The organism is Paenibacillus ferrarius (genome assembly GCF_002027705.1).
Lineage (GTDB): Bacteria > Bacillota > Bacilli > Paenibacillales > NBRC-103111 > Paenibacillus_E > Paenibacillus_E ferrarius.
Genome location: NZ_MBTG01000053.1, coordinates 1 through 25,089 on the forward strand (window position 1 = coordinate 1; position 25,089 = coordinate 25,089).

Annotated in this window: 28 protein-coding genes and 4 pseudogenes; 4 read left to right on the forward strand and 28 right to left on the reverse strand. The window is 42.3% G+C overall.

Annotated elements, in window-relative coordinates; genetic code table 11:
• From BC351_RS34895 to BC351_RS35000, 22 genes and pseudogenes are all read right to left on the reverse strand, one after another.
• Positions 1 to 318 (reverse strand): SRPBCC family protein (locus tag BC351_RS34895; protein WP_079419763.1); only part of this gene is annotated, 318 nt, incomplete at its 3' end.
• Positions 319 to 522: 204 nt separating this feature from the next.
• On the reverse strand, positions 523 to 1,185 hold the full coding sequence (locus BC351_RS34900) for a stalk domain-containing protein (RefSeq protein ID WP_079419765.1): 663 nt from the start codon (positions 1,183 to 1,185) through the stop codon (positions 523 to 525).
• A 247-nt stretch (positions 1,186 to 1,432) separates the two neighbouring features.
• A complete protein-coding gene (locus BC351_RS34905; protein WP_079419767.1) occupies positions 1,433 to 1,816 on the reverse strand; it encodes a VOC family protein in 384 nt (127 codons plus the stop codon).
• Positions 1,817 to 2,185: 369 nt separating this feature from the next.
• Positions 2,186 to 2,950, reverse strand: coding sequence for a 3-oxoacyl-ACP reductase FabG (fabG, locus tag BC351_RS34910; RefSeq protein ID WP_079419769.1), 765 nt, complete (start codon positions 2,948 to 2,950; stop codon positions 2,186 to 2,188).
• A 112-nt stretch (positions 2,951 to 3,062) separates the two neighbouring features.
• The gene (locus BC351_RS34915) at positions 3,063 to 3,698 is read right to left on the reverse strand and encodes a TetR/AcrR family transcriptional regulator (protein WP_079419771.1); all 636 of its coding nucleotides are present in this window, start codon (positions 3,696 to 3,698) and stop codon (positions 3,063 to 3,065) included.
• A gap of 94 nt (positions 3,699 to 3,792) precedes the next feature.
• Positions 3,793 to 4,248, reverse strand: coding sequence for an MFS transporter (locus BC351_RS34920; protein ID WP_079419773.1), 456 nt, complete (start codon positions 4,246 to 4,248; stop codon positions 3,793 to 3,795).
• An 86-nt stretch (positions 4,249 to 4,334) separates the two neighbouring features.
• Positions 4,335 to 4,937, reverse strand: a complete 603-nt coding sequence (locus BC351_RS34925) for an ATP-binding cassette domain-containing protein (RefSeq protein ID WP_079419774.1) — start codon at positions 4,935 to 4,937, stop codon at positions 4,335 to 4,337.
• Between the two features lie 88 nt (positions 4,938 to 5,025).
• A complete protein-coding gene (locus tag BC351_RS34930; RefSeq protein WP_079419776.1) occupies positions 5,026 to 5,265 on the reverse strand; it encodes a P-loop NTPase family protein in 240 nt (79 codons plus the stop codon).
• Positions 5,266 to 5,294: 29 nt separating this feature from the next.
• A pseudogene (locus BC351_RS44515) lies at positions 5,295 to 5,857 on the reverse strand (transposase family protein); the annotation flags it as partial.
• A 398-nt stretch (positions 5,858 to 6,255) separates the two neighbouring features.
• Positions 6,256 to 6,885: a TetR/AcrR family transcriptional regulator gene (locus tag BC351_RS34940; RefSeq protein WP_079419778.1), complete on the reverse strand. Its 630-nt coding sequence runs from the start codon at positions 6,883 to 6,885 to the stop codon at positions 6,256 to 6,258.
• 83 nt (positions 6,886 to 6,968) lie between these two features.
• Positions 6,969 to 7,202, reverse strand: a complete 234-nt coding sequence (locus BC351_RS34945) for a hypothetical protein (RefSeq protein ID WP_079419780.1) — start codon at positions 7,200 to 7,202, stop codon at positions 6,969 to 6,971.
• An 859-nt stretch (positions 7,203 to 8,061) separates the two neighbouring features.
• Complete coding sequence (locus BC351_RS34950) at positions 8,062 to 9,237, reverse strand: MFS transporter (protein ID WP_079419782.1); 1,176 nt, start codon at positions 9,235 to 9,237, stop codon at positions 8,062 to 8,064.
• Between the two features lie 101 nt (positions 9,238 to 9,338).
• Positions 9,339 to 9,563: a dienelactone hydrolase family protein gene (locus tag BC351_RS34955; protein ID WP_341866043.1), complete on the reverse strand. Its 225-nt coding sequence runs from the start codon at positions 9,561 to 9,563 to the stop codon at positions 9,339 to 9,341.
• A pseudogene (locus BC351_RS44025) lies at positions 9,546 to 9,632 on the reverse strand (dienelactone hydrolase family protein); the annotation flags it as partial. The gene BC351_RS34955 and the pseudogene BC351_RS44025, both read right to left, overlap by 18 nt.
• A 20-nt stretch (positions 9,633 to 9,652) precedes the next feature.
• Positions 9,653 to 10,519 carry an aldo/keto reductase gene (locus BC351_RS34960; RefSeq protein WP_079419786.1) on the reverse strand — a complete coding sequence of 289 codons (867 nt, stop codon included), beginning with the start codon at positions 10,517 to 10,519 and terminating at the stop codon, positions 9,653 to 9,655.
• Between the two features lie 321 nt (positions 10,520 to 10,840).
• Positions 10,841 to 11,152 (reverse strand): ArsR/SmtB family transcription factor, encoded by a 312-nt coding sequence (locus BC351_RS34965; protein WP_079419788.1) that lies wholly within the window; start codon positions 11,150 to 11,152, stop codon positions 10,841 to 10,843.
• Positions 11,153 to 11,248: 96 nt separating this feature from the next.
• Entirely contained in the window at positions 11,249 to 11,539 is a 291-nt protein-coding gene (locus BC351_RS34970) for a hypothetical protein (protein ID WP_079419790.1), read from the reverse strand.
• An 89-nt stretch (positions 11,540 to 11,628) separates the two neighbouring features.
• The gene (locus tag BC351_RS34975; protein ID WP_079419792.1) at positions 11,629 to 11,880 is read right to left on the reverse strand and encodes a hypothetical protein; all 252 of its coding nucleotides are present in this window, start codon (positions 11,878 to 11,880) and stop codon (positions 11,629 to 11,631) included.
• 293 nt (positions 11,881 to 12,173) lie between these two features.
• Entirely contained in the window at positions 12,174 to 12,620 is a 447-nt protein-coding gene (locus BC351_RS34980) for a cupin domain-containing protein (protein WP_244209283.1), read from the reverse strand.
• A 49-nt stretch (positions 12,621 to 12,669) separates the two neighbouring features.
• The gene (locus tag BC351_RS34985; protein WP_079419796.1) at positions 12,670 to 13,113 is read right to left on the reverse strand and encodes an SRPBCC family protein; all 444 of its coding nucleotides are present in this window, start codon (positions 13,111 to 13,113) and stop codon (positions 12,670 to 12,672) included.
• Complete coding sequence (locus BC351_RS34990) at positions 13,106 to 13,447, reverse strand: ArsR/SmtB family transcription factor (protein ID WP_208629897.1); 342 nt, start codon at positions 13,445 to 13,447, stop codon at positions 13,106 to 13,108. The genes BC351_RS34985 and BC351_RS34990 overlap by 8 nt, the downstream gene beginning before the upstream one ends.
• A 1,087-nt stretch (positions 13,448 to 14,534) precedes the next feature.
• Positions 14,535 to 15,179 (reverse strand): TetR/AcrR family transcriptional regulator, encoded by a 645-nt coding sequence (locus tag BC351_RS35000; RefSeq protein ID WP_079419798.1) that lies wholly within the window; start codon positions 15,177 to 15,179, stop codon positions 14,535 to 14,537.
• 127 nt (positions 15,180 to 15,306) lie between these two features.
• On the opposite strand from BC351_RS35000, the gene BC351_RS35005 reads away from it, so the two are divergent.
• Complete coding sequence (locus BC351_RS35005; RefSeq protein ID WP_079419800.1) at positions 15,307 to 16,512, forward strand: MFS transporter; 1,206 nt, start codon at positions 15,307 to 15,309, stop codon at positions 16,510 to 16,512.
• Between the two features lie 442 nt (positions 16,513 to 16,954).
• Here the strand turns inward: BC351_RS35005 and BC351_RS35010 are convergent.
• The 3 genes and pseudogenes from BC351_RS35010 to BC351_RS44190 form a co-directional block, all read right to left on the reverse strand.
• A pseudogene (locus BC351_RS35010) lies at positions 16,955 to 17,474 on the reverse strand (SDR family oxidoreductase); the annotation flags it as partial.
• A gap of 62 nt (positions 17,475 to 17,536) precedes the next feature.
• Positions 17,537 to 17,890, reverse strand: a complete 354-nt coding sequence (locus BC351_RS44185) for a zinc-binding dehydrogenase (protein WP_341866042.1) — start codon at positions 17,888 to 17,890, stop codon at positions 17,537 to 17,539.
• Positions 17,887 to 18,465, reverse strand: a complete 579-nt coding sequence (locus BC351_RS44190) for an alcohol dehydrogenase catalytic domain-containing protein (protein WP_341866044.1) — start codon at positions 18,463 to 18,465, stop codon at positions 17,887 to 17,889. Before BC351_RS44190 ends, BC351_RS44185 begins: the two co-directional genes overlap by 4 nt.
• A gap of 271 nt (positions 18,466 to 18,736) precedes the next feature.
• Here BC351_RS44190 and BC351_RS35020 point away from each other — a divergent pair, with 271 nt between their 5' ends.
• Both BC351_RS35020 and BC351_RS35025 read left to right on the forward strand, forming a co-directional pair.
• Positions 18,737 to 19,198: a MarR family winged helix-turn-helix transcriptional regulator gene (locus BC351_RS35020; RefSeq protein ID WP_079419802.1), complete on the forward strand. Its 462-nt coding sequence runs from the start codon at positions 18,737 to 18,739 to the stop codon at positions 19,196 to 19,198.
• Between the two features lies 1 nt (position 19,199).
• Positions 19,200 to 20,702, forward strand: coding sequence for an IMP dehydrogenase (locus BC351_RS35025; protein WP_079419804.1), 1,503 nt, complete (start codon positions 19,200 to 19,202; stop codon positions 20,700 to 20,702).
• 544 nt (positions 20,703 to 21,246) lie between these two features.
• Here BC351_RS35025 and BC351_RS41880 read toward each other — a convergent pair.
• A pseudogene (locus BC351_RS41880) lies at positions 21,247 to 21,529 on the reverse strand (DDE-type integrase/transposase/recombinase); the annotation flags it as partial.
• 210 nt (positions 21,530 to 21,739) lie between these two features.
• Entirely contained in the window at positions 21,740 to 22,087 is a 348-nt protein-coding gene (locus BC351_RS35035) for a hypothetical protein (RefSeq protein WP_144028623.1), read from the reverse strand.
• A gap of 108 nt (positions 22,088 to 22,195) precedes the next feature.
• On the opposite strand from BC351_RS35035, the gene BC351_RS35040 reads away from it, so the two are divergent.
• The gene (locus BC351_RS35040) at positions 22,196 to 23,611 is read left to right on the forward strand and encodes an MFS transporter (RefSeq protein WP_279628392.1); all 1,416 of its coding nucleotides are present in this window, start codon (positions 22,196 to 22,198) and stop codon (positions 23,609 to 23,611) included.
• 188 nt (positions 23,612 to 23,799) lie between these two features.
• On the opposite strand, the gene tnpC is transcribed toward BC351_RS35040, so the two are convergent.
• Positions 23,800 to 25,089 (reverse strand): IS66 family transposase (gene tnpC, locus BC351_RS35045; protein ID WP_079413542.1); only part of this gene is annotated, 1,290 nt, incomplete at its 5' end.

Sequence of the window (25,089 nt, forward strand, 5' to 3'; positions counted from 1 at the left end):
CATCAACGTCCCACCATCTTGTATTTCAAATGTATGTTCATGCCTAAACCTTTTAAAAGCACCGCTAACCATCTCGTCCACGAATTTATTAGGTGGATCAAACTCAGTAATGATTGATGTTAGTTGCTGGCGAATTCCGAAATGTGTAGCTTCCCAGGTCACGGTTTCTCCTAGTTCAATCAACCCGCTAGTACGACCTTTTACCGCTCTTTCATTTGTATGTGAGGTCGATTCCATGTGAATATCAATGCTGCGTGACAAATCAAAACACACCTGAATAGGTGCTTTAATAAACAGGGATATTTTTATAATTGGCATGAGTCACTCCTCCTCTACCTAGCCATTTATATTAGATAATAATAAGTTCGATATCTTCTCAATATACCCTGCTTTATTGAGTTAATCTGCCCGTTAGCTGATAGGGCTGCCGTTCCATTACTGTCGGCAGCCTTCTCCTGATGTTTTTTGATCTATAGTTTCCCGTAGTTGAACAGATTAACGAATATGAATAAACCGTTCCTGTTAGTTAACGGGTGGAGTCCAGGTTTTAGCAACCTCTAATATTTCAGCTTTAGCTCTAGTCATATCACCAGTTACCACACCCGATAAAATGTATGTGTCAACAAGAGTCGAGTCGTTCAAAGTGGGTTTAGTGACGTATAACCAATAGATTGTATCCGTCTTTGCGTCTTCCATATGTTGCGTCACCGCCGTGAAGTTATCATATGCAATAGTTAGCAGGGTTGCTTTTCCAGCGGGGATTGATACTTCCTCTTTTTTTAGAGTTTCTGAGTGGTTAAGTGTGCTCACATAATTTGCAGGGTCTTGCTGGTGCTGAATGCTAAAATCGAGTTCCCTCCCATGGGTTACTTCCTGTTGTCCCTCCATTACATATTTTCCGTCAAGCGTTTGTGCTATATCAATATTCATGGTTTTAAGATCGATTCGATCTCCTAGCCAATCAACACGCTTGCCTGTATACTGCATCAGCTCTCGAAGCGGCATGTAGGTGCTGCCGTTGTAAATCAAGAGAGGCTGCTCGAACTTTAACTCTTTACCGTCCAACGAAATAGGAAGCTTCTGACGAAGATAGGCGGAAACTCCTTCAATTTCGCTACTCGCAAAGATGGTAGTTGTAAACATGACCCCAACACCGATAAGAAAACCTATTATGATTTTTTTCACCCAAAAGACCCCCTGTAGAGTTAATATATAACATACAAATTAGACGGGGTCTGGAAGATATTGTTGCATAGTTTTTTGAGAAACTTTTTGAATTTCATGAGTACCCATGATTGTGTTAATCTGCCCGTTACTTCAATAGACCATCTAGCATGTCGGCAGCCAATTGTTATTGTGCTAAAGTTCTGCGTTAGTGCCACTCGGCATCCCTTTCAATATTGAGCTATTATTACCCAAGTAAGTTCTATTATTAAGAGTGATAAGGAGCAGCAAATTCAATAATATTCTTATCTTTGTCTAATATATAAATCTGGGAAAAACCTGCAACACTATTTGGTTCAATCTCATATTCTAAACCTATTTCCTCTAGCCATTGCAATGTTTTGGTGTAGCTCTTCACCCAAATAGAAAGATGCCCCTCTAAAGAATTTAAACCGCCTAATCGTAGCGTTTCGCTTTTTGGGTTTTCCACTACGTGAAGTTGCTGTTGACCTAAATCATACCATACTCCCCTTGATTTAAATGGGGGACGCTCTATCTCTTTGAATTTAAGTATTTCCGAATAAAATTCTTTAGCTTTTTCTAAGCTTTTAGTTGCAATTGTAACATGATGTATTCTCTCTAATTCAATCATAGTTTTTAACACCTCTATTTTAATGTTAATCCAGTCAATCTTACCACTCCATTCCTTATTTTAGAATTAACCTGCCCGTTAGTTCAATGACAAGTCGGATTATTTGTAGGCTGTGACTTCAAAACCCACTCTTTCATTTTTAGAGAAATCCCCAACTTCGCCAGCCAGATGTTCCGACCAGAAAGCTGATGATAGCTAATAAGAAAATCTTCCATGCATTAAACAAAGGTAATCTCTCCCTTTATTAATTAAAATAAAACCTAAAGCACATCTTTGAATTTACACACAATTTTTTTAAAAGAATCGTGGTCCACATCTGGAAGTACACTTGTACTTTCGTCTCTCATGAACCCCAACATTTTGAGAGGACTACACAAGAGAAGATTCAGGCAAACTCTGTCCCCCGTCGATAATAATCGCTTGTCCCGTGATGAAACCAGCCTCCTTCGAGGCAAGAAATGCAGCAGCATGTCCCATTTCCTCAGGAGTTCCAAACCGTTTCAAGGGAATTGCTGGAAGCATGGTTTCAATGTATTCGGGGGATGTTTGAATTTGTTCAGTCATTGTATTACCGGGCATGATTGCATTGATTGTAATACCAAATGGAGCTAACTCAAGCGCTGCACTGCGAATAAAACCAAGCTGGGCAGCCTTACTAGCGCCGTAATGCGACCATCCTACAAATCCTGTTACTGGCCCCGTAATCGAAGACGTTAGCACTACCCTTCCATATTCTGCTTCTCTTAAGAATGGCAGACAAGCCTGGAGAGAAAATAAAGCTCCACGCACATTAGTATTCATCATACGATCCCATTCTTCAGCAACCATTTTTTCAATTGTGGCCATAGGGCCAATACCTGCATTAGCACACAACACATCAATGCCGTCAAAGGCCTTCGATACTGAATGTGCCATTATTTCCATCGAAGATAAATCCATGACGTCACCTCTAAAGCCTTGTGCATACCCTCCGGATGCTCTGATTTCGGCAGCACATATCTCAGCCTCATCTAGATTACGAGAGACAATGGCTACTTTTGCACCCTTTTTGGCGAAGACTTTGGCGATCCCTTTACCGATCCCTTTACTGGAACCAGTTACAATAACTGACTTGTTTTTAAATGAATTATCCATGATCAATTTTCCTCCATTCGTTTTTATAAGAGACACTCACTCTTTTATAGTAATAATATTAATTCCGGCGTAGAGAGAGAGAACGTTCGCTCTCTATTCCTGCAAAATAAAATTATTTGATGATAATACTAATGGATTGCATTACCAAATCAATCTTTTCCTTTGTACTTAATACACCTTTCCCTTCACAAAAGAAGGATTCAAATCGGTTATGATGATATTCAGAGACTAATGAATAAAGGAACAACATAACATAATTATCAATGAAAAAGGTTAATAGGTTATCATCCAATTGTGTATTAAATTCATTTCTCCTCTTTCCATCTTCTACAACGCGCCTAAGATATTTGCTGACAGTCAACTCAAACTTCTCTGAAGTTTCTGCAGCGAATACAGTGTGTGAACTAGAACCTAAGTCTGCATAAATCGTCAGGTAATCTCTATAATTGTCTGCTAATTTCTCAGTAGCTTGTAGAAGCATTCTTATCGCTAATCCTGTATTATGATTCGATGAATAGATAGTGACAATTTCATTAACCATCAAATTTACACATCGATCTAATACTGCAAAGAATAAGTCTTCCTTGTTTTTAAAATACTTATAAAGCGCACCATTGGAAATTTTAGCCTCTTCACAAATTTGCGTAATGCTTGCTGGATGGTATCCGTCAAGCGCAAAAATTTTTGCAGCAGCATCCAATACCTTCGCTTGGCGATCTGCATTAAGTTTCGCAAAAGCTTGTAACATTATCGCTTATGACCCCTCCTTCTTCAAAATTCGATCATAGGGTATTATTACTCGCATTTTTAATTTTGTCAATTAAAAGCAAGCTTGCACGGTCTTATGCCATGGCCTGGATGAACAAGCCGAGCAGCATGTGATTCCCTATCCCGAAATAGCTTGAACTGCACGACTGGCTGCACGCGGGTTCGCTCCCACGCGCGCGGACTGCCATCGGTGTCCCTTCCTCATTGCCGCGGACCATGCCAAAGAACAATCCGAACAAGGGGGGGCCAATATCAGCTGAATCGAGCGAGCCCAGCGTAAAAAAGACGACGCCGGTCAATAACATGCGCTTGCGGCAGAAACGCTCTCTAAGTGTTCTGAACGAGATGAGCAGCACCTCGAACGCCAGTGTGTAAGCGTTGAGGAACCTCCGCAGATTGGACATGCTCGCTTGCAGCGACGATTGAATGGCCGGCAGCGCCACTCCGATAACCAAATTGTCCAGCATGGCCATGAACAGCGTAATACAGGTTATGACCATCATTCGACTTCGAGCTGTGGCAGACATCATTTGCAAATGCACTTCTTAAAATATAAATATATTAATACCAAAAAAAGAACGCCGACCGTTCTGCGTAAAGAGCGCTGTCATATTATTTACTGTTCGCCTACCTTGTAGATTGTATCGTATATCCGATTGAGCAAGCTTGCCTCATGACTGACCACAATGACGCCAATGCGTCTGCTTTTGCAAATCCGAAGAAACACATTCCAAATTTTCGCCTGTGTAATTGCATCCAGCATGGTGGTCATTTCGTCGGCGATGATATACCTCGTATTCGGATTGAGCGCTCGAACAATGCAGAAACGTTGCAGTTGCCCTCCGGAAAGTTCTATGGGCCAACGCTTCAACCATTCTTCCCGTATCTCAAATGCGTCCAAAATATCTTGCGAAGGTGTGTATGATTCTGTCAAAACCTCTCCCATATGCCATTTTCGGTTTATTGCTTTTTCCAGATGCTGATAAATCAACTGTACAGGGCGAAATGCATCCTGTTTCAACTCGCCTTGATCCAACGTTACTCTGCCGGCACGAGGCAAAATATATCCCGCCAATATTCTGGACAGTGTCGTTTTACCACATCCACTATACCCAGATAGACCCAACACCTCTCCAGGGGCTACAGAAAGATTTACGTCTTTAAAAATCCATCGCTCTTTTTGGTAATAATACCCGAGGTTCTCCCCGCTCAGCGTCAACGTGAAACTCCTCCTTTCCCTGGAATTCCAGGTCAAAATCGTTTTGCGGCAAAGCTCGCCACAACCTTTGTGTATAATCGGTATGCAATCACTCCCCCTTGCCTTCAAATGCCTTAGCCTCAGAGATTTCCACTGTCCTGCCTTCCTCAATCACAGCAATCCGGTCAGCAATTTCTAATGCCGAAATCAAATCGTGAGTAATCAGCATGACGCCAGCGCCATCCTTGGCAAATTGCTTCAGTTGCTTTAGTATTTCAGCCAAAGCTTCTGGATGGATTCCGGGTGTCGGCTCAATTTTCAGATTCGGGGAATGTTTAACGCTTGCCATCTAATCGACCATTTCCCTAACTTACAAGCAAGGCGAGAGAGGTAGCCAACAAATGTTTCCTTTTTGCGATTTGGTAGGACATTCAACAAAGTACGTTCCTCGATGTTGGTTAAAGCACATCTTGGCTTGATAATGTGGATTTCGTCTATACCAAGCCCATTAGGAGTCTTAAACCGTTGCGTTTCTTCAAGACGATTTATGTAGTCACGAAAGATATTACGCATCTTCTTTTCGTTAAGCCCAACGTCCTCTAAAATGCTGACAAATGTCCATTTAAGGCTTGCTTTTCAATCTATTTAAGCAACCGTTTGGTGCAGTTTCGCTTCTCGTCTATGGTGTAGTCTCAGCGTTCCCAGAAGGTATGTTTGCAGTCTCTGCATCGATACCTCTGACGCTTTACGATAAGCCCTACACGCTTTCTGTGAATGGGCAAGTCTATAACCTTATCGTGCTTGTAGAGACTCGCTACACACCCACAATGAGGACAGTGAGAAGGTGGAGAGTTCGTCTCCACCTTGATTTGAAAGTCATGTTCGTTTTCATCTATGTGACTGATTTTGAAGTTCAGGAGATTGAGAATGTCTACTTGCATAACGTTTTGCCACATTGTAATCGATGGTATCTAAGCCTTCATCGATATCTACTTTCATTATCTTTTTGGTTACCTGCTTTGTAAATCCTAAAGTTCTTCCAACTGGAAATTATCTTCATATATTCTGCACCAAGATAAAATCAGATCTTCTTCATTCTTCAGGCTATTGGAATCGAACAAATTAATTTCTAGCTAATGCAATAAAATATTCACTTTTTTGCTGGATAACAATATCGTGCACCGATTAATGACAACATGACAAGGAAATGTACAGATCCCCTGCCTATAGTGTTCCTCTTTCTTCAATGATAAAAAAGTTCATGACGTTCCTTCAATATCATGAATAACAACGACAATTCTTGACCACTTTACCGCGCCATTAAGTATAACTTTTTTTCTCAATCGATCCTCCGAATGCCCGGCTCAACAGATAATGCATCCCAAACGCTCATCAGTTGAGTTATGGCAGCATCAATGGGCTCGTATGGAACACCGTCCCGGGCTTGCGTGGAAATTCTTCGTTGAAATGATTCATATAACATAACCACCGTGGTGATATCCGTGGATTCGGGCAACTCACCGTTAGCTACGGCTCGTTCTATACATTCTTTTATCCAACCCCGGACCCTCGCTCGTTCCTTGGACAGCAGGTCTCGGATATGTTGATGCTCGGGCGAACAGTTTACGGCGGACAAAACTAACAGACAACCTAAAGGATGGGAGTTCTCCGTCTGCATTCGCGCCGATTGCCGCAGTCCCAGTTCCATTGCTGCTTTCGATGTCAATCTTGTATCCCTGAAAGATTCCGAAACATGTCCATAAGTAGAAATATATTGATCCACCGTTTCGCGGAACAGCGCTTCCTTGGATTCAAACGCCGCGTAAAAACTCGCCGCCGAAATATCACCCATCGCTGCCCGCAGCTGAGCTAGTGAAGTGGATTCAAAGCCATATTTCCAGAACAAAAGCATGGTGGCAGCCACCGCCTCGTCACGATTAAAGGAGCGTGGACGTCCCCTTCGCGGCATAAGCTGACCTCCTTTATAAATATTATACTAATCGATCCGGAAGTCCTTGATGTTGTTTCAATAAATTCCCCTCCCAAGGTAAATCAATATGTTAACATTGACTTCAACTGCTGGATAAGATTTTGTCTTGCCAACCGTAAACTCTGAATTTCTTCGATGACTTCTCTCCGCCGAATCACTGTCGTCATGGCTCTGCCATGCTCAAGGGCGAGCTTGCAGTGGCGTCTTGCTATTTCCAATAATTGTGCCGATGTCGCATCGTCTACTTCTAGCCCAATCAAGGAATATCGGTTTGAAGGTATGCCTTTACTGATCATAAGTAAATTCCCCCCAGTCGTTGAGTTTGTTGTATGTTAGCTCGACTGAGAAGATTATTCAAGTACTTTCTACGCATAAAGAAAAGCCCAAGCTTTATCTTCTGCTTGGGCTATGTCATGCAATATTATCGGTAAATGTGACTCTTAAAATGTTATTCTCTTACTAGCGACACACAGCACCCCACATGTGTCGAGTGATGTGACCTACGTACCTACTTTCACTTTTAGCATTGCTGCTTCTATTCGCAACTCTACTTTCTGCTGTACAAGCATGGGTGATACGCATCACCGTATCACTCTAACGACGAAATTTAAGGGCACCCGTGTGGGTGCCCTTCGTAGTTTAAATTAATCACTAGGGTTTATCGATTTCAGTGACTACTAGCTTCCAGTCGAGACTGCTACAAGAAGCATGACGTCAAGACTAAGGCGACCGTGATTAGTGAGTATGGAGAAGTTGATATTCAGGTTCCTCGTGAAGGCATCAGCACCCGAGATATTCAGGATCATATGAACAGCTGTACGGTATCACGAGTTGAAACACCTATTTGATTTCGGTCATCATCAGAAATCTTCAACATCTCATTTCCCACTATCAAAACTTCCTCTTTCCTATACTTTCTGGAGTAAAATTTCTGGAGTAAATCATAAATTCTCCTTGAAGAGAATTGAGTATCGCTAGGATAACGTGGAGACGTGCACAATATGAAATGAACTGGGTGTTGACACCTTTGTTCCCGCATCCCTCTTAAATCCTTCGAATTCATGGGAAGAAGCAATAGCTCGTATGTAAATCACTTTTCCATTGTGGTTGATCTCGAAGAGAACGCGAAACGTACCAATCCGGAGTCGACATTATTCATCGTTTAGATTTAAACCCGTATTTTTTCGCTTTCCATGCGACGAACATAGCCAAAATTAACAAAACAAATCCTACCCACGAGAATGAGGACACCCCTGCCTTATTCAACAATATTCCACCTACGGCACCACCGCAAGCAATAGCAAAATTCCATGTTGTTGAGCTTAACGATAATGCGATATCTACAGCCTGTTCATCCACGGCTTCTGCAACTGCAGTCTGCAACAGGGATGCTGCACCACCGAATACAAATCCCCACAGAATGATCGCAACATAGATTCCTACCGGTAAGTTGCTACTGAACCCAAATAAAAGGGTAACTAAAATAAAAGCGATTAAACTCCCAAGGACTAAGGGACGCAAGTAACGATCGATTAACCTACCTATTAAAAAGGTACTCACGATCGAAGCAATACCGTATATGAGCAATATGAATTCGATTTGATTGAAGCCAACGGAAGCTAGCAATGGAGAAATATAGGTATAGAGTATATTGTGAGCCGTCATCCAAGCCAAAACGACAAACAATATGGAACGTACTCCAGGTGTTCTGAAAACACTCCAAACCGAAACTGAACTTTTATCAGACTGCCCTGGAAAATCAGGCAATTTCCATAAAATCCATCCTATTAGAACAGCAGCGACTAAGGACACAACTCCAAATAAACTGCGCCAACCAATAAAAGAACTAAGAAATGTTCCGAGAGGCAAACCAAAGGTCAATGCAATGGGGATACCCATCATAGCGATAGAAACGGCACGGCCTCTTAGATCCTCTGATACCATACGTCTGGCATATCCTGTAAGCATCCCCCATACAACGCCTGCAGCTACGCCTGCAAATAAGCGAGCAACTAGAGTTAATATAAAGACAGATGATATGGCCGTAATCGTGTTAAAAACCAAGAACGTGCAAACGGTCAGTAATAGAAGCGACCGACGTCCCCAAGTTCGAGTTGCTGTGATGATGGGAACAGCCCCCACGACCGAACCGATCGCATAGACCGTGGTCAATTGACCAGCCATACTTTGTGAAACACCTAGCCCTTGGCTTAGTTGAGGCAGTAACCCAGCTGGCAGTATCTCCGATAGCAACGCGAGAAAACCTGTCATCGCCAAAGCTAGCAGTCCCGCTAATGGAAGACGCTTGGCGGCATTTTTATTTGTGTTCATTTTTTTCCTCCTGAATACTGTTTTTTTAACGAATGTCCGCTTGAACCCCTTATTGCTTCTCTAAACGAATCGGATGCATCCAGATTTTCGACAAGCCAGGTTTATGTGCGATGCCATGCATCCTGGGCTGCTAAGGGATGATAGCTTTTCCGTTCATTACAGAAGAAACCGTGATCGGCTTCCGGATAATAGTAAATGGCATGCTCGACGTCAGCTGCTTCCAACGCTATATCCACTTTCTCGACGATTTCCTTGGGAATTCCTCGATCCATTCCTCCAAAGAAGATTTGCCACACTCCTGTACGAAAGTACAAATCGGTTGACACGACGACATAGCCTTGTGCGGCAAAACGACGGCAAACATCCTGAATGTGGTTGTTCACACCAAATGCCTCTTGTTGAACAACTCACTCCTTTACTTCAATTGTGAAAGGGTATTGAAATCCTCGTCGCTGAGCGTAATATTGGCTGCCGCAATATTCTCCTCCAAATGCGATAGGGTCGAAGTCCCCGGAATTGGAAGCATCACCGATGAACGTTTTAACAGCCAGGCAAGCGCTAGTTGAGCAGGCTTCGCGTTCAGTCTTGCGGCCATTTCATCAAGAGGACTTCCTTCACGTGCAAGAGCGCCCGTTGCCAGCGGAAACCAGGGAATAAAGGCGATGCCGTTCTCTTCTGCGTATTCGAGCACTGGCTCCGAATCACGTTTCACCAGGTTATACAAGTTTTGCACGGAAGCGATCGGTGTGATTTTCTCCGCTGCTTTCAATTGATCCACCGTGACTTCGCTGAGACCGACATGCTGTATTTTTCCTTCCTCCTTCAGAAGTGCAAGCTCGCCAAGCTGTTCTTCGAGCGGTACTTTGGGATCAATTCGATGCAGCTGCATGAGGTCGATACGCTCGAGACCAAGATGACGCAGGCTTAGTTCGACCTGTTGACGTAAGTATTCGGGACGCCCAACTGGGCGCCAGTCGTCCGGGCCGGGACGCGTAAGACCCGTCTTTGTGGCAATCACGAGATCTTCCTTGTATGGATGAAGAGCCTGTTTGATCAATCGTTCGGCTACGAAGGGGCCATAGGAATCGGCGGTATCGATGAATGTGACACCAAGCTCTACCGCTCGCCGCAGAACGCGTAGGGCTCCCTCCGGATCAACGGGATCTCCCCATACTCCAGGACCTGTCAATTGCATGGTCCCGTAGCCTAACCGATTGACCTGAAGATCCTTATCCATTTTCAATTTCCCAGAAGCTGCTGCCGTAATTTGTTGCTCAAACATTTCAATTCCTCCCTCAGAAATAGGTATATTTGTTCAAGTGATTTCCTGCGACCAGACCTTTTCGCTTAACATCCTACCAGTGCAAATCAAATTTCACTCCCTATAACAGTTAGATACTTGTGAAAGTATCTCATTGAGATTTATTTTTGTCAAGTTACTATTAAAATAAACTTCTCCGCAGAGATTAGAATTAATTTGATTAACAATGCATAATCGTTCACTCTAACGTTGCAGACATCCACAAACAAACGCGAAAAAACCCTCATGGAACATGAGGGGGTCAGATAAATATTCAAATCTAATTCAATCGGCGAGCTTCATTCAATTCGCATCGATTTCCGAGAGTTTATCCAGATAGGCACGAAGAGTATCGGACTGCAGAACAAGATTTTTAAACTTGCCTTCGCGTATAACATAGATTAATCCTGCCGTCTCCAACTCTTTAATATGATGAGACATGGTCGGTGCGCTTACATTATGGTTATTTTGAAGTGTGCTGCAGGCAAGGGGGGTCTTGGAAACGCCTATTTCTTTAAGCATCTGGTATCGTCTCGGCTCGGCCAGAGCTCGGGAAATTAACGTAAACTGATGATCCGATAATTTAGTCAACTGATGATCTGATAATTCAGTCATAAAAGTTTCGCTCCTTTCTTATGGTTTCGTCTGGTGAAAGGTTAACACAATTATAACACATTTCAAACTTTCCAAAACTTCGATCGCTCTTTATTTTCAATCTGATGTAAAATCCTGAATCCCCTTAAGACATTTCATTCCATCTTTTATTCCTGCTAGATACATCCATTCTTTTTCAAGGGCATTACGATAATTCAACGTTTCCTCCCAGTTAAGAAGTATCTGGTAAAGTCGTGGAGCCAATTCCTGCTTTAACTGTTCCTCTAGTTCAACCTGCTTCTGTCTCAATGGTTTGACTGCTGGCAATCTACCAGCCATTTTAGCTAACTCATTAAAGCGTTCATCAAACGATGGCTTAGCCCATACAGACAGTTGCAGTTGTTCCAATATAATCCCCTCCCAAGGTAAAAGTTAGTTGATCTTACCGTAGAAGGAAAGCTTATTCAATAGCTATTTTCAGTGCAGTTAAAGTCTCATCAAATATGACCAAAATTTTGTGATTGTTTCAATTGCTCGATAAGAATATGCCTTGCCAGTCGTAAACTCTGAATTTCTTCGATGACTTGCTTACGCCGCTCTTGAGTCGTTGTTGCTTTGCCATGCTCGAGGGCAAGCTTGCAGTGATGTCTTGTGATTTCTAACAATTGTACCGAGGTCACATCGTCAACGTTCACTCCGATCAGTGAATAACGATTTGGGGATGCAGCTCTTTCTGTTATTGCAATCATCAGTAAATTCCTACCAGTCAACAAGTTTTGTTGAGTTTAGCTTGGAGAGCAGGGAGTTCGCAACTCTTGTTTTGTGGAGTCCAGTGACCTACATACTTACTGTCATTTTCAGCATTGCTGCTTCTACTTTTAACTCAACTCTTTGCTGTACCAGTGTGCGCGATACGCATCACCGTATCATCTATAGAGCGAAATTTAAAGGCACCCTTTTGGGTGCCCTTCATTGTTTGGGACAGGGGTTCGAAGCGGCGAACCGTGGCTGTGCAAATCCACAATTCGCTGGAGTGTAATGCTTAGGTTGTTTTGAGAGATTGCATGATCCATTCGACAGGTTGTTCCAGGATTACCCCGTCTGTCTCCACCCATTGGGTAAGGCTATTCTCTTTGGCTTGAATAACGATAAAATACAGATCTTCCGAAGCGGACGTGTTCTGCAACGCCCTCACTCCGTCAGGAGCAATTCGAACGGAGGTTCCTTCGAACACATTAAATTCGTTTCCGTCCACTTGAAATTGACCTTGTCCTTTAAGAAAGATGTAGAGTTCCTCATTTTCTTTGTGTTTGTGATAGAAGGGGACTTCCGCCTTTGGGGGCAGATTATTGAGTGAAACTTCCATGCTCGTAAGTTGTAAGGATTCTTTTAGAAAGACTTTTCCTTTTAGTATTCCTTCCGTGACGTTTCCAAAATTCAAAAATGTACCTGCATGGTTAACCGAGTAATTCGCTTGATTCGGCTCCAATTTGCTCACCTCACTTTAGATCTAATTGTTTCAGTAACAGAATGATAAACTAAAAGGCTGGCAGGATGTTGCCTGTTTCGAGCAAGCTCTTTAAATTGCTGAGAATGACAGGCCATCCATTATTAAACCCTTCCATCTTGCCTTCATCTTTGCGAATATCCTTCTCTAATAAATCCTCGTGTCGTAGCGTCAGTTTCACAGTAGAGTTCAAGGGTGATAATTCATAACTAACCTTAGAGAATCGCTCTCCTTCAACGTCACTGATGCTCCAGGTAACTGTGAGTAGACGATACGGCTCACATACAAGAACTTCACCATGATGATCAACCTTATCTTTATCCATCAATTTAAAGCTGGAGCCAACTTGCCAATCTGAAAAGATTTCACGACCGAAAAAATACTGCTTGGTGAATTCACTGTTAGTTAGGGCTTGCCAAAGCTTCTCGGGCGTAGTTGCGATGTAAGTCGTATAAACGAATGAAGTTTTATTCATGGTTAGAATCCTCCTCTAAGGCTTGCTTTAGTGTGTTTAATGCCTCAATCCGGTGACTCTCAAACTTACCGATCCAGCGTTGATAAATTTCCCCAATAGGTATCGGATTAAGATAATGCAGCTTTTCACGACCTTGCCAAACGACAGTAACAAGGTTTGCCTCTTCCAGCAGCTGAAGGTGCTTCGTAACAGCTTGACGAGTCATAGTCATTTGTTTACAAAGTTCTCCTAAGGACTGTCCGTTATTAGCGAACAAGAAGTCGAGTAATTCTCTGCGAGTTCCATCGGCAAGTGCTTTAAATACTTTGTCCATTCCCTTATTATATGCAACCATTTGATTGCATGTCAAGCATTACAGTAAAAAAACCTGTAGCATATTCATACAGTTTATTACATTATCCTACCCGTTCAATAACTCCTTTTGGTGAAAATGTCTGGTTAATCACTAAAACGAAAGCACTATCAATAGCGTCCATCAAGACATAATTGACAGTAATTTGATTTGTCACCTTTGCTCTACGCCCTTTTACTTTTACTACCTTTTCACGGCGCTTGCCACTTCACCCATTCGCTCAGCTTTTCTTCAGCAACTCCGCCATGCCAATACTCCAACCAAAATTGCTCAGCTTCCTTCTTTGCATGTCCAGTCAAATCCGATGTCGTCTTGTGTTCAGCATAGTAGTTCGCCTGGACCGCCGTCTTTTCTCCACGCTTGTCCCACGATAACTAGATCCACTCCACCGTCATTCCCGCCAACACCCCTTCTAAGGTAAAAGTTTGTTGATCTTACCGTAGAAGGGAATTGTTTTCAATAGCCAATTTCGGTTCAGCCACATGCTCATGCAATAAATTTAATATTTTGCGATGCTCTCAATTGCTCGATAATAACATGCCTTGCCGACCGTAAGCTCTGTATTTCTTCGATAATTTGCTGCCGCCGCTCTGCGGTCGTAACTGTTTTGCCATGTTCGAGAGCAAGCTTGCGATCATAAGTGAATACCTCCCAGTCAACAAGTTTTGTAGATGTTAACTTGGAGAGGGGAAGGTTCGCAAGTATTTCAACCAAATAAAAAGCCCAAGCGTTGTTTCCACTTGAGCTCCGACAAGTTAGACAATAGGTAAATGTGGCGTTAAATCAATACTTAATCACTACCGACACACAGCACTCAACGTGTGTGGAGTGCCTATTATTGAGAAAATTCATTGGGGGCAATTAAGCTCCAGAAAGATTGGATTGTTAAAATTATAATGGATAGTAATATTCCGTTACCGAAACATCGGTCCTCTCAATCATCACTGAAGAAGTAAGCAAAGCATTTCCTCATCAATGATCTCCAACCCTGCGAAACGCTTGACCTCTTCTTGGAACTGCCTAGAGAACCATTTCTCTTGGCTTATGGTAATTGTTCGCTTAGCCCCTGTTAGGGGCTTTCACCCTCAAACTTTGCTTCGATCTCCTGTCCTACAGATTGCGCATCCCATAAGCTCATTAGCTGCGTTATAGCAGCATCAATTGCCTCAAGCGAAACACCATCCCTAGCTTGTGAAGAAATCCCTCGAAGAAAGGTGTCAAATAGGGTAACCAGCATAGTAATATCCGTAGAATCGGGCAACTCACCATCTGCTATTGCCTGTTCTATACAATCCTTCTGCCAGCTGCGGACCTTTCCTCGTTCCTTGGAGAGCAACTCTCGGATATGTTTTAGCTCTGGAGAACAGGTTACAGCGGACAAAACCACCAGGCAGCCTAGAGGGTGGGACCTCTCTGTCTGCATCCGTGCTGATCGCCGTAATCCCTGCTCCATGGCTGCTCTCGGTGTCACGCTTCTATCCCTGAAACTTTCCGATACCTGTCCGTAAGTTGAGATATACAAATCCACTGCTTCACGGAATAGCGCTTCCTTGGATTCGAACGCCGCGTAAAAACTCGCTGCTGATATATTTCCCATCGCAGCGCGCAACTGAGCAAGTGAAGTGGACTCAAAACCGTGTTCCCAAAACAGAAGCATCGCGGCAACAACCGCCTCGTCACGATTAAAAGCGCGAGGGCGTCCAGTTCGTGGCATAAAATGACCCCCTTTATTATTTTTATACTAATCGATCCAAAAGTCCTTGACAAGGGGTTATCAATGAATTTAATATATATAGAATGATCGATCCATAAATTCGATTCATTCTAAGGAGGGAATTATTTTGTCTCAATTTTCATCATCAACAAGTCTGGAGCAATCGGACAACATCCCTGCCAGACTTCCCTGGCTTGCACTGCTCGCGCTTGCGATGACAGGATTTATTTGTATCTTTACAGAAACTATACCGGCTGGTTTACTACCGCATCTTGCCGAAGGGTTAAACATTAGTAAAGGGATGGCTGGTCAGTTAGTAACTTCTTATGCTGTTGGTTCCATCGTAGCGGCAATTCCGTTTGCCATGTTTACTGGCAGGTTCAGGCGTCGTCCGCTTCTTCTCGCCATCATAGTTGGTTTTCTCATTTTCAACTCGGTAACCGCATTGTCAAGCAGCTATGCCTTAACACTGATCGCCCGGTTTTTCGCCGGTGTATCCGCCGGTGCTGCATGGGGGATGATCGCCGGTTACGCGCGGCGTATGGTACCCGATACCCTAAGAGGGCGAGCCTTGGCTGTCGCAATGGTTGGAACGCCGGTCGCTCTTACATTCGGTGTGCCGGTCGGCACCCTGCTCGGTGACTTGATCGGTTGGCGCCTCGTTTTCGGACTTATGTCTCTTCTGACTCTTGGTTTAATTGCTTGGGTAGTGTGGAAGGTGCCGGATTATCCAGGGCAACCTGCCGGTCAAAGTATGACCGTCGGCCAGGTGTTTGTTTTACCCGGGATCCGTCCGATTCTCATGGTGGTGCTGACGTGGATGCTGGCACACAATATTTTATATACGTATATTGCACCGTTTCTTGAACCCTTAGGACTCACAGGACGTGTTGACCTTGTCTTGCTGGTCTTTGGTATAGTGGCTCTTCTCTCCATCTGGATAGTTGGTCTGCTGATAGACCGTCACCTACGCCTGCTCGTATTGATTAGTCTTCTCGGTTTCCTACTGGTGTCCACTGCACTGTGGATTGGCGCCACATCTGCACCCTTCGTTTATGTGGCTGTAGCATTTTGGGGACTTACCTTCGGTGGTGCTGCCACACTGTTGCAAACCGCGCTTGCCGAAGCAAGCGGTGAAGAAGGTGTGGATATCGTGATGCCGATTAATACCACGGTTTGGAACCTGGCTATTGCCGGTGGAGGTATTGTGGGTGGTACCTTACTGGAGTTTGTTGGAGTCCAGTCATTCCCAGGCGTGCTGGTGATTCTGCTTCTTATTGCATTGATTATAGCGTGGAGTGCGAAGAAACACGGTTTTCCTCGAAAAAAATAAACTACGCAAGGTTCCTGACTCGTAAAATATGCGCTATTCACGGTGGCTAAGGTTTGGCGGACTAGCGCAGAAAAATCTGCGTCTCACCCGAGGCGCATTCATTCCGCCACCTATAGAGGAGAGAGGTCTTCTGCGCTAGATATAATAAAATAAAGGAAAGACATATAGGATAAGGGTTTCCCCTTTTTTCCTCATGCCTTTCCCCATGTTTATCACGGGTTTATTCAATTTTTATCACGAGTCTATTAGGAGTATCACAGGTTTATTTGTTTGTTACTACACTCTCTCCAACCATGTAACCACTTCAACATGTGTGGAGTGTCTAATATTGTGTAGAGCTAATTCGATTTGAACTGACAGAGGCTTGCGGGATTGAACCCCTAACCTCATCGCTGTCAGTGATTCGATCTCCGATTATTATCGCTTGTATCTCCCATAAGCTTTACAAATGTGATCCTCCGCTTGCATCGATTAACTGATCTGTGATCCAGCGGCTGTCAGGTGAGGCGAGGAAAGCAGCTATATCTGCCACATCCCCCCGGCTCTCCCCATCTTCCAAAAATAGAAAAGCCAGCACTGAACTCCCGACCGTCAGGATTTTGCAGCATTACAGTATTCATGTCCGTTGCAACGAATCCAGGTAAGATTGCATTGATCGTAATCCCACGTGGCCGGAGTTGATTAGAAAGGGAAAGCGTAAGCGAATTGATTGCTCCCTTGGTCATGTTATATGCGGGAATGACCGGAAGAGATATTCTCGTTGTAGCAGACGAAATATTGATAATACGACCTTCTTTTCGAATACGCGACAGAGCTTGTTGAGTCACGAAAAACGGCGCTTCCACATTAATGGCCATAATCTCATCAAAAGCTTGTTCCGTTGTCCCCTCAATGGATGTTGCTAGGGATAATCCCGCATTGTTTACCAAAATATCAAAACGAGTGTCACCCATACGTTCTTTTGGGTTTTCCCCCTAGAAGAGAATAAAAAACACCGAAATAGTATCAATGTTTTTCAACCGTATTAATCTACCTTTAAAATAATTTTTCCGATGTTTTTGTTGTTTTCCATATGCTCATGTACTTGTTGGATTTGATCTAAAGGAAAAACTTGATTAACAACTGGACGAATCTTGTTGTTGTTAAAAAGCTCTAGGGCCTTGGCGGAAAATTCAGTTGTGAGAGCTGCCTTGTATTCATCGTTTCTTGGTGTGAGCAATGTTCCGGTCAACTGAATACGTTTTGACATTAAATCCATTAAATCAACATTTTCTACATTTACACCGCCTAAAAACCCTATCAACACCCAACATCCATCTACTTTGATGCTCGCAAGATTTTTACTCCAATAAGATGCACCAATGAAATCAAGAATCAAATCAACCCCTTGATTTTTGGTGGCATCAACACTTCTTTATCAAAGTTCTGTTCTTTATAATTTTTACAAACATCCGCCCCTAATGATCGGCAAAAATCAAACTTCTCTTGCGAACTGGCTGTCGTTACGACATTCGCCTGACCAATTTGTTTCGCAAGTTGAATCGCCGCAGTTCCGACCCCACTTCCACCAGCATGAATCAGGACGTTTTCGTCTGCACGTAATTTCCCTATCCAAAACAATGTTTGATAGGCGGTTAAAAACACTTCAGGAATAGCTGCGGCTTCTTCAAATGAAAGATGTTCCGGAATCACCATCGCTCTGTCAGCCGGCATTACGACGTATTCGGCATAGCCGCTGCCGTTCACAAGCCCCATAACTCGCGTGCCAACTTTGAAGCCTGCACCTGTGCCTACTTCTTCAACAGTGCCAGCAACTTCTACGCCTAAGATTGGATTGTCCATATATCCTAAATTTTTCTCTCGATGAACGATATCTATCCGGTTAACGGCTGCTGCTTTTACTTTGATTAATAATTCCCCATCCTTTGGGATCGGTTTAGCTTGTTCTGTAATCTGTAATTAATCTGCGCCACCTGGTTGTTTAACAATGATCGCTTTCATGTAGACCTCCTAAAATAAATACTTGATTCCATGTTAACTTTTAAAAAGTATTAAATAAATAAAAAGTTTATTAGTGTTTAATGCCTATCCTACTTATCATTTGTTTAAGATTCATGAGTTCGTAGTACATACGTTTGTTTCCTCTTAATTACTTGACAAAAGGTAACTAGTTAGATATTTTAATACATAACCAGTTATCTTTTGTGGGGGGGGGGGTGGAAAAATGAAATTTCCAATCGAAAAAAAAATCACACCTAAAGCATATGTTTATGGATCAATTTTCTCATTGTCTAACCGTTTGCAACTTTTAGGCGATAGAAGATATAAGGAGCTTTCATTAAAACAAGCTTTTGTATTGTGGAATATTTCTCTTTTTGATGATTACTTTCTTAACCTAAAAGATATTGCTCAATTTGTCGGTACTTCGAGTCAGAATGTGAAAAAAATCATAAATATTCTTGAGAAAAAAGGTTTTGTAAAAGTAGGAAAAGATGAAACTGACAGAAGGAGTTTGCGTGTTGCTTTAACAGCTAAGGGTAAAGAGTATTACTTGGAAAGAGGTAAGAAGGAAGAACAGTATTTGGAGGAGTTATTTGCTGACTTTGATGATGAAATGCTTATGGGATTGTATCAAGGTCTATATAAACTTATAGAAAAAACAGCTCAAGAACAAGGGGGAAAATAATATGGCAGTTTATATGAATGAAGTATCGCGCACCTTTGGTGAGTATTTACTAATACCAGGTTACTCATCTGTAAAGTGTATACCGGCAAATGTTAGTTTACAAACACCCTTAGTTAAATTTAAAAAAGGAAATAAACCTCCTATGTCTTTGAATATTCCTATGACATCAGCAATTATGCAGTCTGTTTCTGATGATACAATGGCAATATCTTTAGCAAAAGAAGGTGGACTTTCTTTTATTTACGGATCACAATCTATTGAAAGTCAGGCACAAATGGTTGCTCGTGTTAAAAGTTATAGAGCTGGTTTTGTTGTTAGTGATTCTAATATATCTCCTGAAGGTACTTTAGACGAACTGTTAATCTTAAAGACGAAGACAAATCATTCGACTGTAGCGGTAACAATTGATGGAAGTTCTAGAGGTAAATTAGTAGGCATTGTAACTAGCAGAGATTATCGAGTTAGTCGGATGACTTTAGACACTAAAGTTAAAGATTTTATGACACCATTCGAAGAATTAATCTGTGGTAATAAAGATACCACATTAAAAGAAGCGAATAATATTATATGGGAGCACAAATTAAATTGCCTTCCAATCATTGATGGTGAACAAAGATTGATTTCTATGGTATTTCGAAAAGATTACAATACTAATAAGAAAAATGAGAATGAGTTGATTGATGAATCAAAAAGATATATGGTTGGTGCAGGTATTAATACTAGAGATTATGCTGAACGAATTCCAGCATTACTTCAAGCTGGAGTAGATGTTCTTTGTATTGACAGTTCCGAAGGATTTACAGAATGGCAAAAGATTGTTCTTGAATACATCCGGAAGAATTATGGTGATACCGTAAAAATTGGGGCAGGAAATATAGTTGATAAAGAAGGTTTCCGTTTCCTTGCCGAAGCTGGTGCAGATTTTGTAAAAGTAGGAATTGGCGGCGGTGCAATTTGTATTACACGAGAACAAAAAGGCATAGGGAGAGGTCAAGCTACCGCATTAATTGAGGTAGCGGAGGCTCGTGATGAATATTTTAATGAGACAGGAATCTATGTACCAATTTGTTCTGATGGAGGTATTGTACACGATTATCACATTACATTGGCACTAGCTATGGGAGCAGATTTTCTAATGTTAGGAAGATATTTTGCCCGATTTGATGAAAGCCCGACTAAAAAAGTGAATATAAACGGTAATTATATGAAGGAGTATTGGGGAGAAGGAAGTACAAGGGCAAAAAATTGGCAGAGATATGACTTAGGCGGTGACGAAAAACTTTCTTTTGAAGAAGGAGTTGATTCGTTTGTACCATATGCAGGAAGTTTAGAAGATAATGTTGGACTTTCTTTAAGCAAAGTACGGTCAACAATGTGTAATTGTGGTTACCTAACAATTCCTGAACTACAAAAAAATGCTAAGATAACCTTAGTATCTTCTACAAGTATTGTTGAGGGTAGTGCACACGATGTTCTTCTTAAAGATAGTCGTCAGATATTGTAACAAATAATTGTTAGCGAATCCCTTCACTGGATATATTAGATTTTTTATATAAATGAAATGTAGCTTTAGTATGTTAAGGAACTGTGATTACAGTTCCTTTTTCTTTATACTGATTATGTTTCTTTAGTTGTGAGCGTCAAATAGCCCCCTGATTGTTGCATTTTTTTTCATAAGTTCTGCGACTGCTGCTTATTTAACTGATATTAAAACGGCGACTTTACTAGGCCATAGTCGATCAAAGCGATTCAAACCCTATTTCAGGCACAAGTTGGTCCGATGTTTAAGCAACTCGAACTGCGATTCTTCATTACAACGGATGTTCTATAGTAACGCACCGGAAAGCCTCTCAACTATTGGCGGAACGTATTATAAGGAAGGTATTATTTACAACAGTGCTTTCCGTTCAAATGGCGGAAGAGTCTTAGTTCTGGTGCAAGGATTTAAAAAAGTTCGCAGTTACCCGACAAAGTATAGTTTGTCTATGCCACTAAATCAAATATCTTATTTAGCCATTCAACAGCAGTGAGGACAGTCGAATTATCATCGGCCTGCCCTTTCCTTATCATATGTAAAGCCTCAATTCCCTTTAACGTCTGATCCGCTGTAAGAAACGATTTGAACCCAAGCATTGGTTTTGTGATTTTTTTTATGAACCGGTGATCTTGCTCCACAATGTTGTTTAGATACTTTTTCTGTCTAATCAAGGTTTCTTTTGGTAAGGATTTCTCAGTTATTAATTCTTGTATGGCTGGTGGATATGCTGGATTTTTATCCAAGGTGATTACACGTGGGATTTGAGTATGTGGAGAGGTCAAAGCCTTTGTAAAGAGGGGTAATACCAGCGTTGCTGTCACCAGGGGCAATTGCATGGGTAAAATTGTAAATTAAAAGAGGACTTATAATGACTTACGACACAAAATGCAAAAAACCGTTGATGTTCTAAATTTTTAAGCTCAATTTTTCTTATTGGGGTCCCGCGTTAAAATTCTCATCTCCACCATAAGATTTCACAATTTATATAGTTAAGTTAATGACAGCTACGCAGGTACTACCCCAATAAAAGGTAATTTCTTACTTTCCCATCTTGGATGTAAATAATCAAATAGTATACCCCATCCATCATGAACACGATTATTCCTGAACGTTTTTCTATCAATAACTATTAATCTTTGTATAATGTCATTAATTTTCAGCATCTCTTGATATTCATTTTCATAAATCGAAAAGGTCGTTTTATCAATAGAAGGAACTTGCTTTAACTCAATAAAATTAGATTCCGCTTTAAATGACAGAGGAATTAATAAAGCAATGAACTTCTCATTTATTTGCTTATAAAAACCCTCGGTTTTGCCATTCTGGTTAAATTCACGAGGTTTTTTTTGCAACTTCAAAAAATACAATAAAAATATAATAGACAAAAAGAACGTTTATTGTTTACTTCATAAAAATGATGTGCTATGATTCTACTCATCAGCTGATACACACATGAAAGGATGATTATTATTAACAGGTCTAAGCAAATTATTTTAACCATTATCATAACCTGCCAGCTTATGGTTATACTCGATGCATCCATTATGGTAACGGCATTGCCTGAGATAGGCCGTACCCTTCATTTAACAACTGCTAATTTAACCTGGGTGCAAAATGCCTATATTTTAGCTTTTGGCGGACTGTTGCTGCTTGGTGCGCGTGCTGGAGATATTTTGGGGAGAAGGAAAATGTTCAGTGTCGGTATTGCACTATTTACACTTGCCTCTATATTGGTGGGTTTAGCCCAATCCGCTGAATTTCTGCTCATTACTCGTGCCTTGCAGGGCCTTGCTGCAGCCATAGCAACACCATCTGCACTCGCGTTATTGTCTGTGACTTTTATAGAAGCAAAGGAACGTACAAAAGCGATCGCTTTATACAGTGCTGTAGCAGGAGCAGGCGCAAGTATTGGTCTTATTCTTGGCGGAATCCTAACGGATACAATTTCTTGGCGGGTAGGGATGTTCCTCAATGTACCCATTGGCATTGCATTGCTCATTATGATACCGAGATATTTGAAGGAAACAGAGAAAAATACGGGGCATTTTGATTTAATGGGTGCATTGACATCCGTGATTGGAATAACTGGACTGGTATACGGTTTTGTTCAGGCCGCTGCTAAAGGATGGAGTAATTTGGAAACCTTGCTTTCCCTAACTATTGGTCTTGTCTTGCTAGTGGCGTTTGTATTTATCGAGGCTCGTGCAAAACAACCGATTACACCGCTCCGCCTGTTTTCGAGCCGTCAGCGCTCGGGCGCTTATCTGGGAAGATTCCTATTTCTCGGTGCCATTTTTTCATTGTATTTCTTTATCCCGCAATTTTTGCAAAAAGTACTTGGTTTCAGTTCTTTTGAATCTGGGCTGGCATTTTTACCTTTAACAATTGTAAACTTCGGGATGATGTATCTAATGCCTTGGTTGATAGCCCAGTTTGGCAATTTGAAGGTCTTGACCACTGGTTTGATAATCGCAATTATAGGTACGAGCTGGATAAGCCAAATCTCGGCAGACTCTCATTTCTTTCCACAAATATTCTTCCCGTTGATTGTCATAGGTATCGGATCTGGAATGGTCATCTTGCCATTTACGTCGTTTGGTCTATCAGGTGTAGATTCACGTGATTCCGGTGCCGCTTCAGGCCTTATCAATGTCGCTCATCAAACTGGATGCTCGATGGGTATAGCTGTTCTTGTTACAGTGTTTGAGGCAGCAAACGGATCTGCAGACTCGACTTCAGGCCAGCACTTTGCACATGCTATTTCAGTCTCCATAATGGGATCAGCCGTATTTATTGCAGCTTCTCTTGTAGTGGTGCTTATCTGGTTTCTCCCAGCACGCAGAGCAGTTAAAAAATCAGTATTGGAAACTGCTTAATATACAGTATTGCAAAAAAAGACGATCTCCATTCGCTATTGAGCTTTCTTCATTTATTTGCTGTATCGCAATCGGAACTCATAAATAAACGCAACAGCAGCCTGGGACTTTATCAAAGTCCTAGACTGCCGTTTTTTGCTGCGCTTCTTTTAATTAAATAAAATAAATATATTCTGTCTTTTTTGTTACTACTCAGGACTCCGAGTAAAAAAGCTGAAATCACCAGCGTAAGCCAATTTCAGTGATGTAAGAATAGGATGATTTTGTTTAATCAACGTGGAGATAAAGCTTCGGATGGTCGCAAAGAAGCCCGGGGTCGTTTCCGAACGAAAACAGCCGGATATTTTCCGCTTAACGGCAATCATGCGAAGATCACGTTCGGCTTGGTTATTATCAAAGGGAATATTGGCATCTCGAAGATACCCCAAGATACTTTCCTTGTGGTCACGGAATCGTGCCCAAAGATTTGCGGCCTTACTCTTACGCGGTTTTCCCCTGCGCCCTGATTGGAGCAGGGGCTCCTTTTCGAGCTCGACCTTTCCCATCTCTAGAATCATCTCATACCGTCGTTCGTAGTTGCCGATGGCTGTTTCGGTAAGTGGCCTACCTAATTTTCTGGTCTTGCGGGTGATGGACCAGCTTGTATGCAGCAGTGTGAGCATAGCGCTGGCCCATCGATGCCCGTCATATTCCTCAATCCCTTTGCACTCCCGAGATAAATGGGCATTGCATAAGGCATGTTTGAAGGTAAAGTCTTTATCCTGTTTAAAATACGGCCCATAAAAGTCGTGGATCACTGTACCCGTATAGGAAGGCAGTACGTTTAGCGACTTCATCCCCGCGGTTCCGCGGCTAGAATGGACACCAAGCAAGGTCCAGTTCTTCGTACTGTTCACATGAACCCAGTGTCCCTCTTTGTCTACATGCACGCCCGTTTCATCGGCATGGATTACGGGACTGGCAAGGAGATTATGACGAATGACCTCTTCGTAGGGAAGTAAGCTTTCAGCCATTTTACGGATACTTGAAAGAAGTGTTGCCTGACTTGGCCGACACCCCGTCAACACATGAAGAAGATCGGTTGTGCGAGCAAGCGGGAGCATTTGGTGCGTATGCAAATAAGCGGCTACAGCAGTGAACCGCTCACCGTATTGGGCACGTGCATGGACGCCTTTAGGGAAGATGCCTTTCTGCAAGGTGTGGCAACATGGGCACTTTTTCTTCTCGGCTCGGTGCTCCGTCACCTCCATGACAGGAACAGGGATGTCAAAAACCTGTCGACGCTCATACCCTAGACATGCGACGTCCTCAAGTGAGACCGCACAGTTCTCACAGACTAAAACCGGATGAATAATGGTTGTAGTGGGATCGTCTATGCAAGAAAGGGTATGCCCTTTATGGCCGACAGGTCCTCCCTTTTTTCCGCCGGACTTCCGGTGATTCTTAGGTTCACGCTTCAGGTCACTAGACGGCGGCCA

Coding starts and splice junctions, on each gene's coding strand:
- BC351_RS34940 (WP_079419778.1), bottom strand. CDS start 6,885: ATGCCGCGAAGGGGACGTCCACGCTCCTTTAATCGTGACGAGGCGGTG.
- fabG (WP_079419769.1), bottom strand. CDS start 2,950: ATGGATAATTCATTTAAAAACAAGTCAGTTATTGTAACTGGTTCCAGT.
- BC351_RS35025 (WP_079419804.1), top strand. CDS start 19,200: ATGGCAGTTTATATGAATGAAGTATCGCGCACCTTTGGTGAGTATTTA.
- BC351_RS34905 (WP_079419767.1), bottom strand. CDS start 1,816: ATGATTGAATTAGAGAGAATACATCATGTTACAATTGCAACTAAAAGC.
- BC351_RS35020 (WP_079419802.1), top strand. CDS start 18,737: ATGAAATTTCCAATCGAAAAAAAAATCACACCTAAAGCATATGTTTAT.
- BC351_RS34990 (WP_208629897.1), bottom strand. CDS start 13,447: ATGGTTGCATATAATAAGGGAATGGACAAAGTATTTAAAGCACTTGCC.
- BC351_RS34930 (WP_079419776.1), bottom strand. CDS start 5,265: ATGGCAAGCGTTAAACATTCCCCGAATCTGAAAATTGAGCCGACACCC.
- BC351_RS34965 (WP_079419788.1), bottom strand. CDS start 11,152: ATGACTGAATTATCAGATCATCAGTTGACTAAATTATCGGATCATCAG.
- BC351_RS34915 (WP_079419771.1), bottom strand. CDS start 3,698: ATGTTACAAGCTTTTGCGAAACTTAATGCAGATCGCCAAGCGAAGGTA.
- BC351_RS34920 (WP_079419773.1), bottom strand. CDS start 4,248: ATGATGTCTGCCACAGCTCGAAGTCGAATGATGGTCATAACCTGTATT.
- BC351_RS34985 (WP_079419796.1), bottom strand. CDS start 13,113: ATGAATAAAACTTCATTCGTTTATACGACTTACATCGCAACTACGCCC.
- BC351_RS35000 (WP_079419798.1), bottom strand. CDS start 15,179: ATGCCACGAACTGGACGCCCTCGCGCTTTTAATCGTGACGAGGCGGTT.
- BC351_RS35040 (WP_279628392.1), top strand. CDS start 22,196: ATGATTATTATTAACAGGTCTAAGCAAATTATTTTAACCATTATCATA.
- BC351_RS34950 (WP_079419782.1), bottom strand. CDS start 9,237: ATGAACACAAATAAAAATGCCGCCAAGCGTCTTCCATTAGCGGGACTG.
- BC351_RS34945 (WP_079419780.1), bottom strand. CDS start 7,202: ATGATCAGTAAAGGCATACCTTCAAACCGATATTCCTTGATTGGGCTA.
- BC351_RS34975 (WP_079419792.1), bottom strand. CDS start 11,880: ATGATTGCAATAACAGAAAGAGCTGCATCCCCAAATCGTTATTCACTG.
- BC351_RS34960 (WP_079419786.1), bottom strand. CDS start 10,519: ATGTTTGAGCAACAAATTACGGCAGCAGCTTCTGGGAAATTGAAAATG.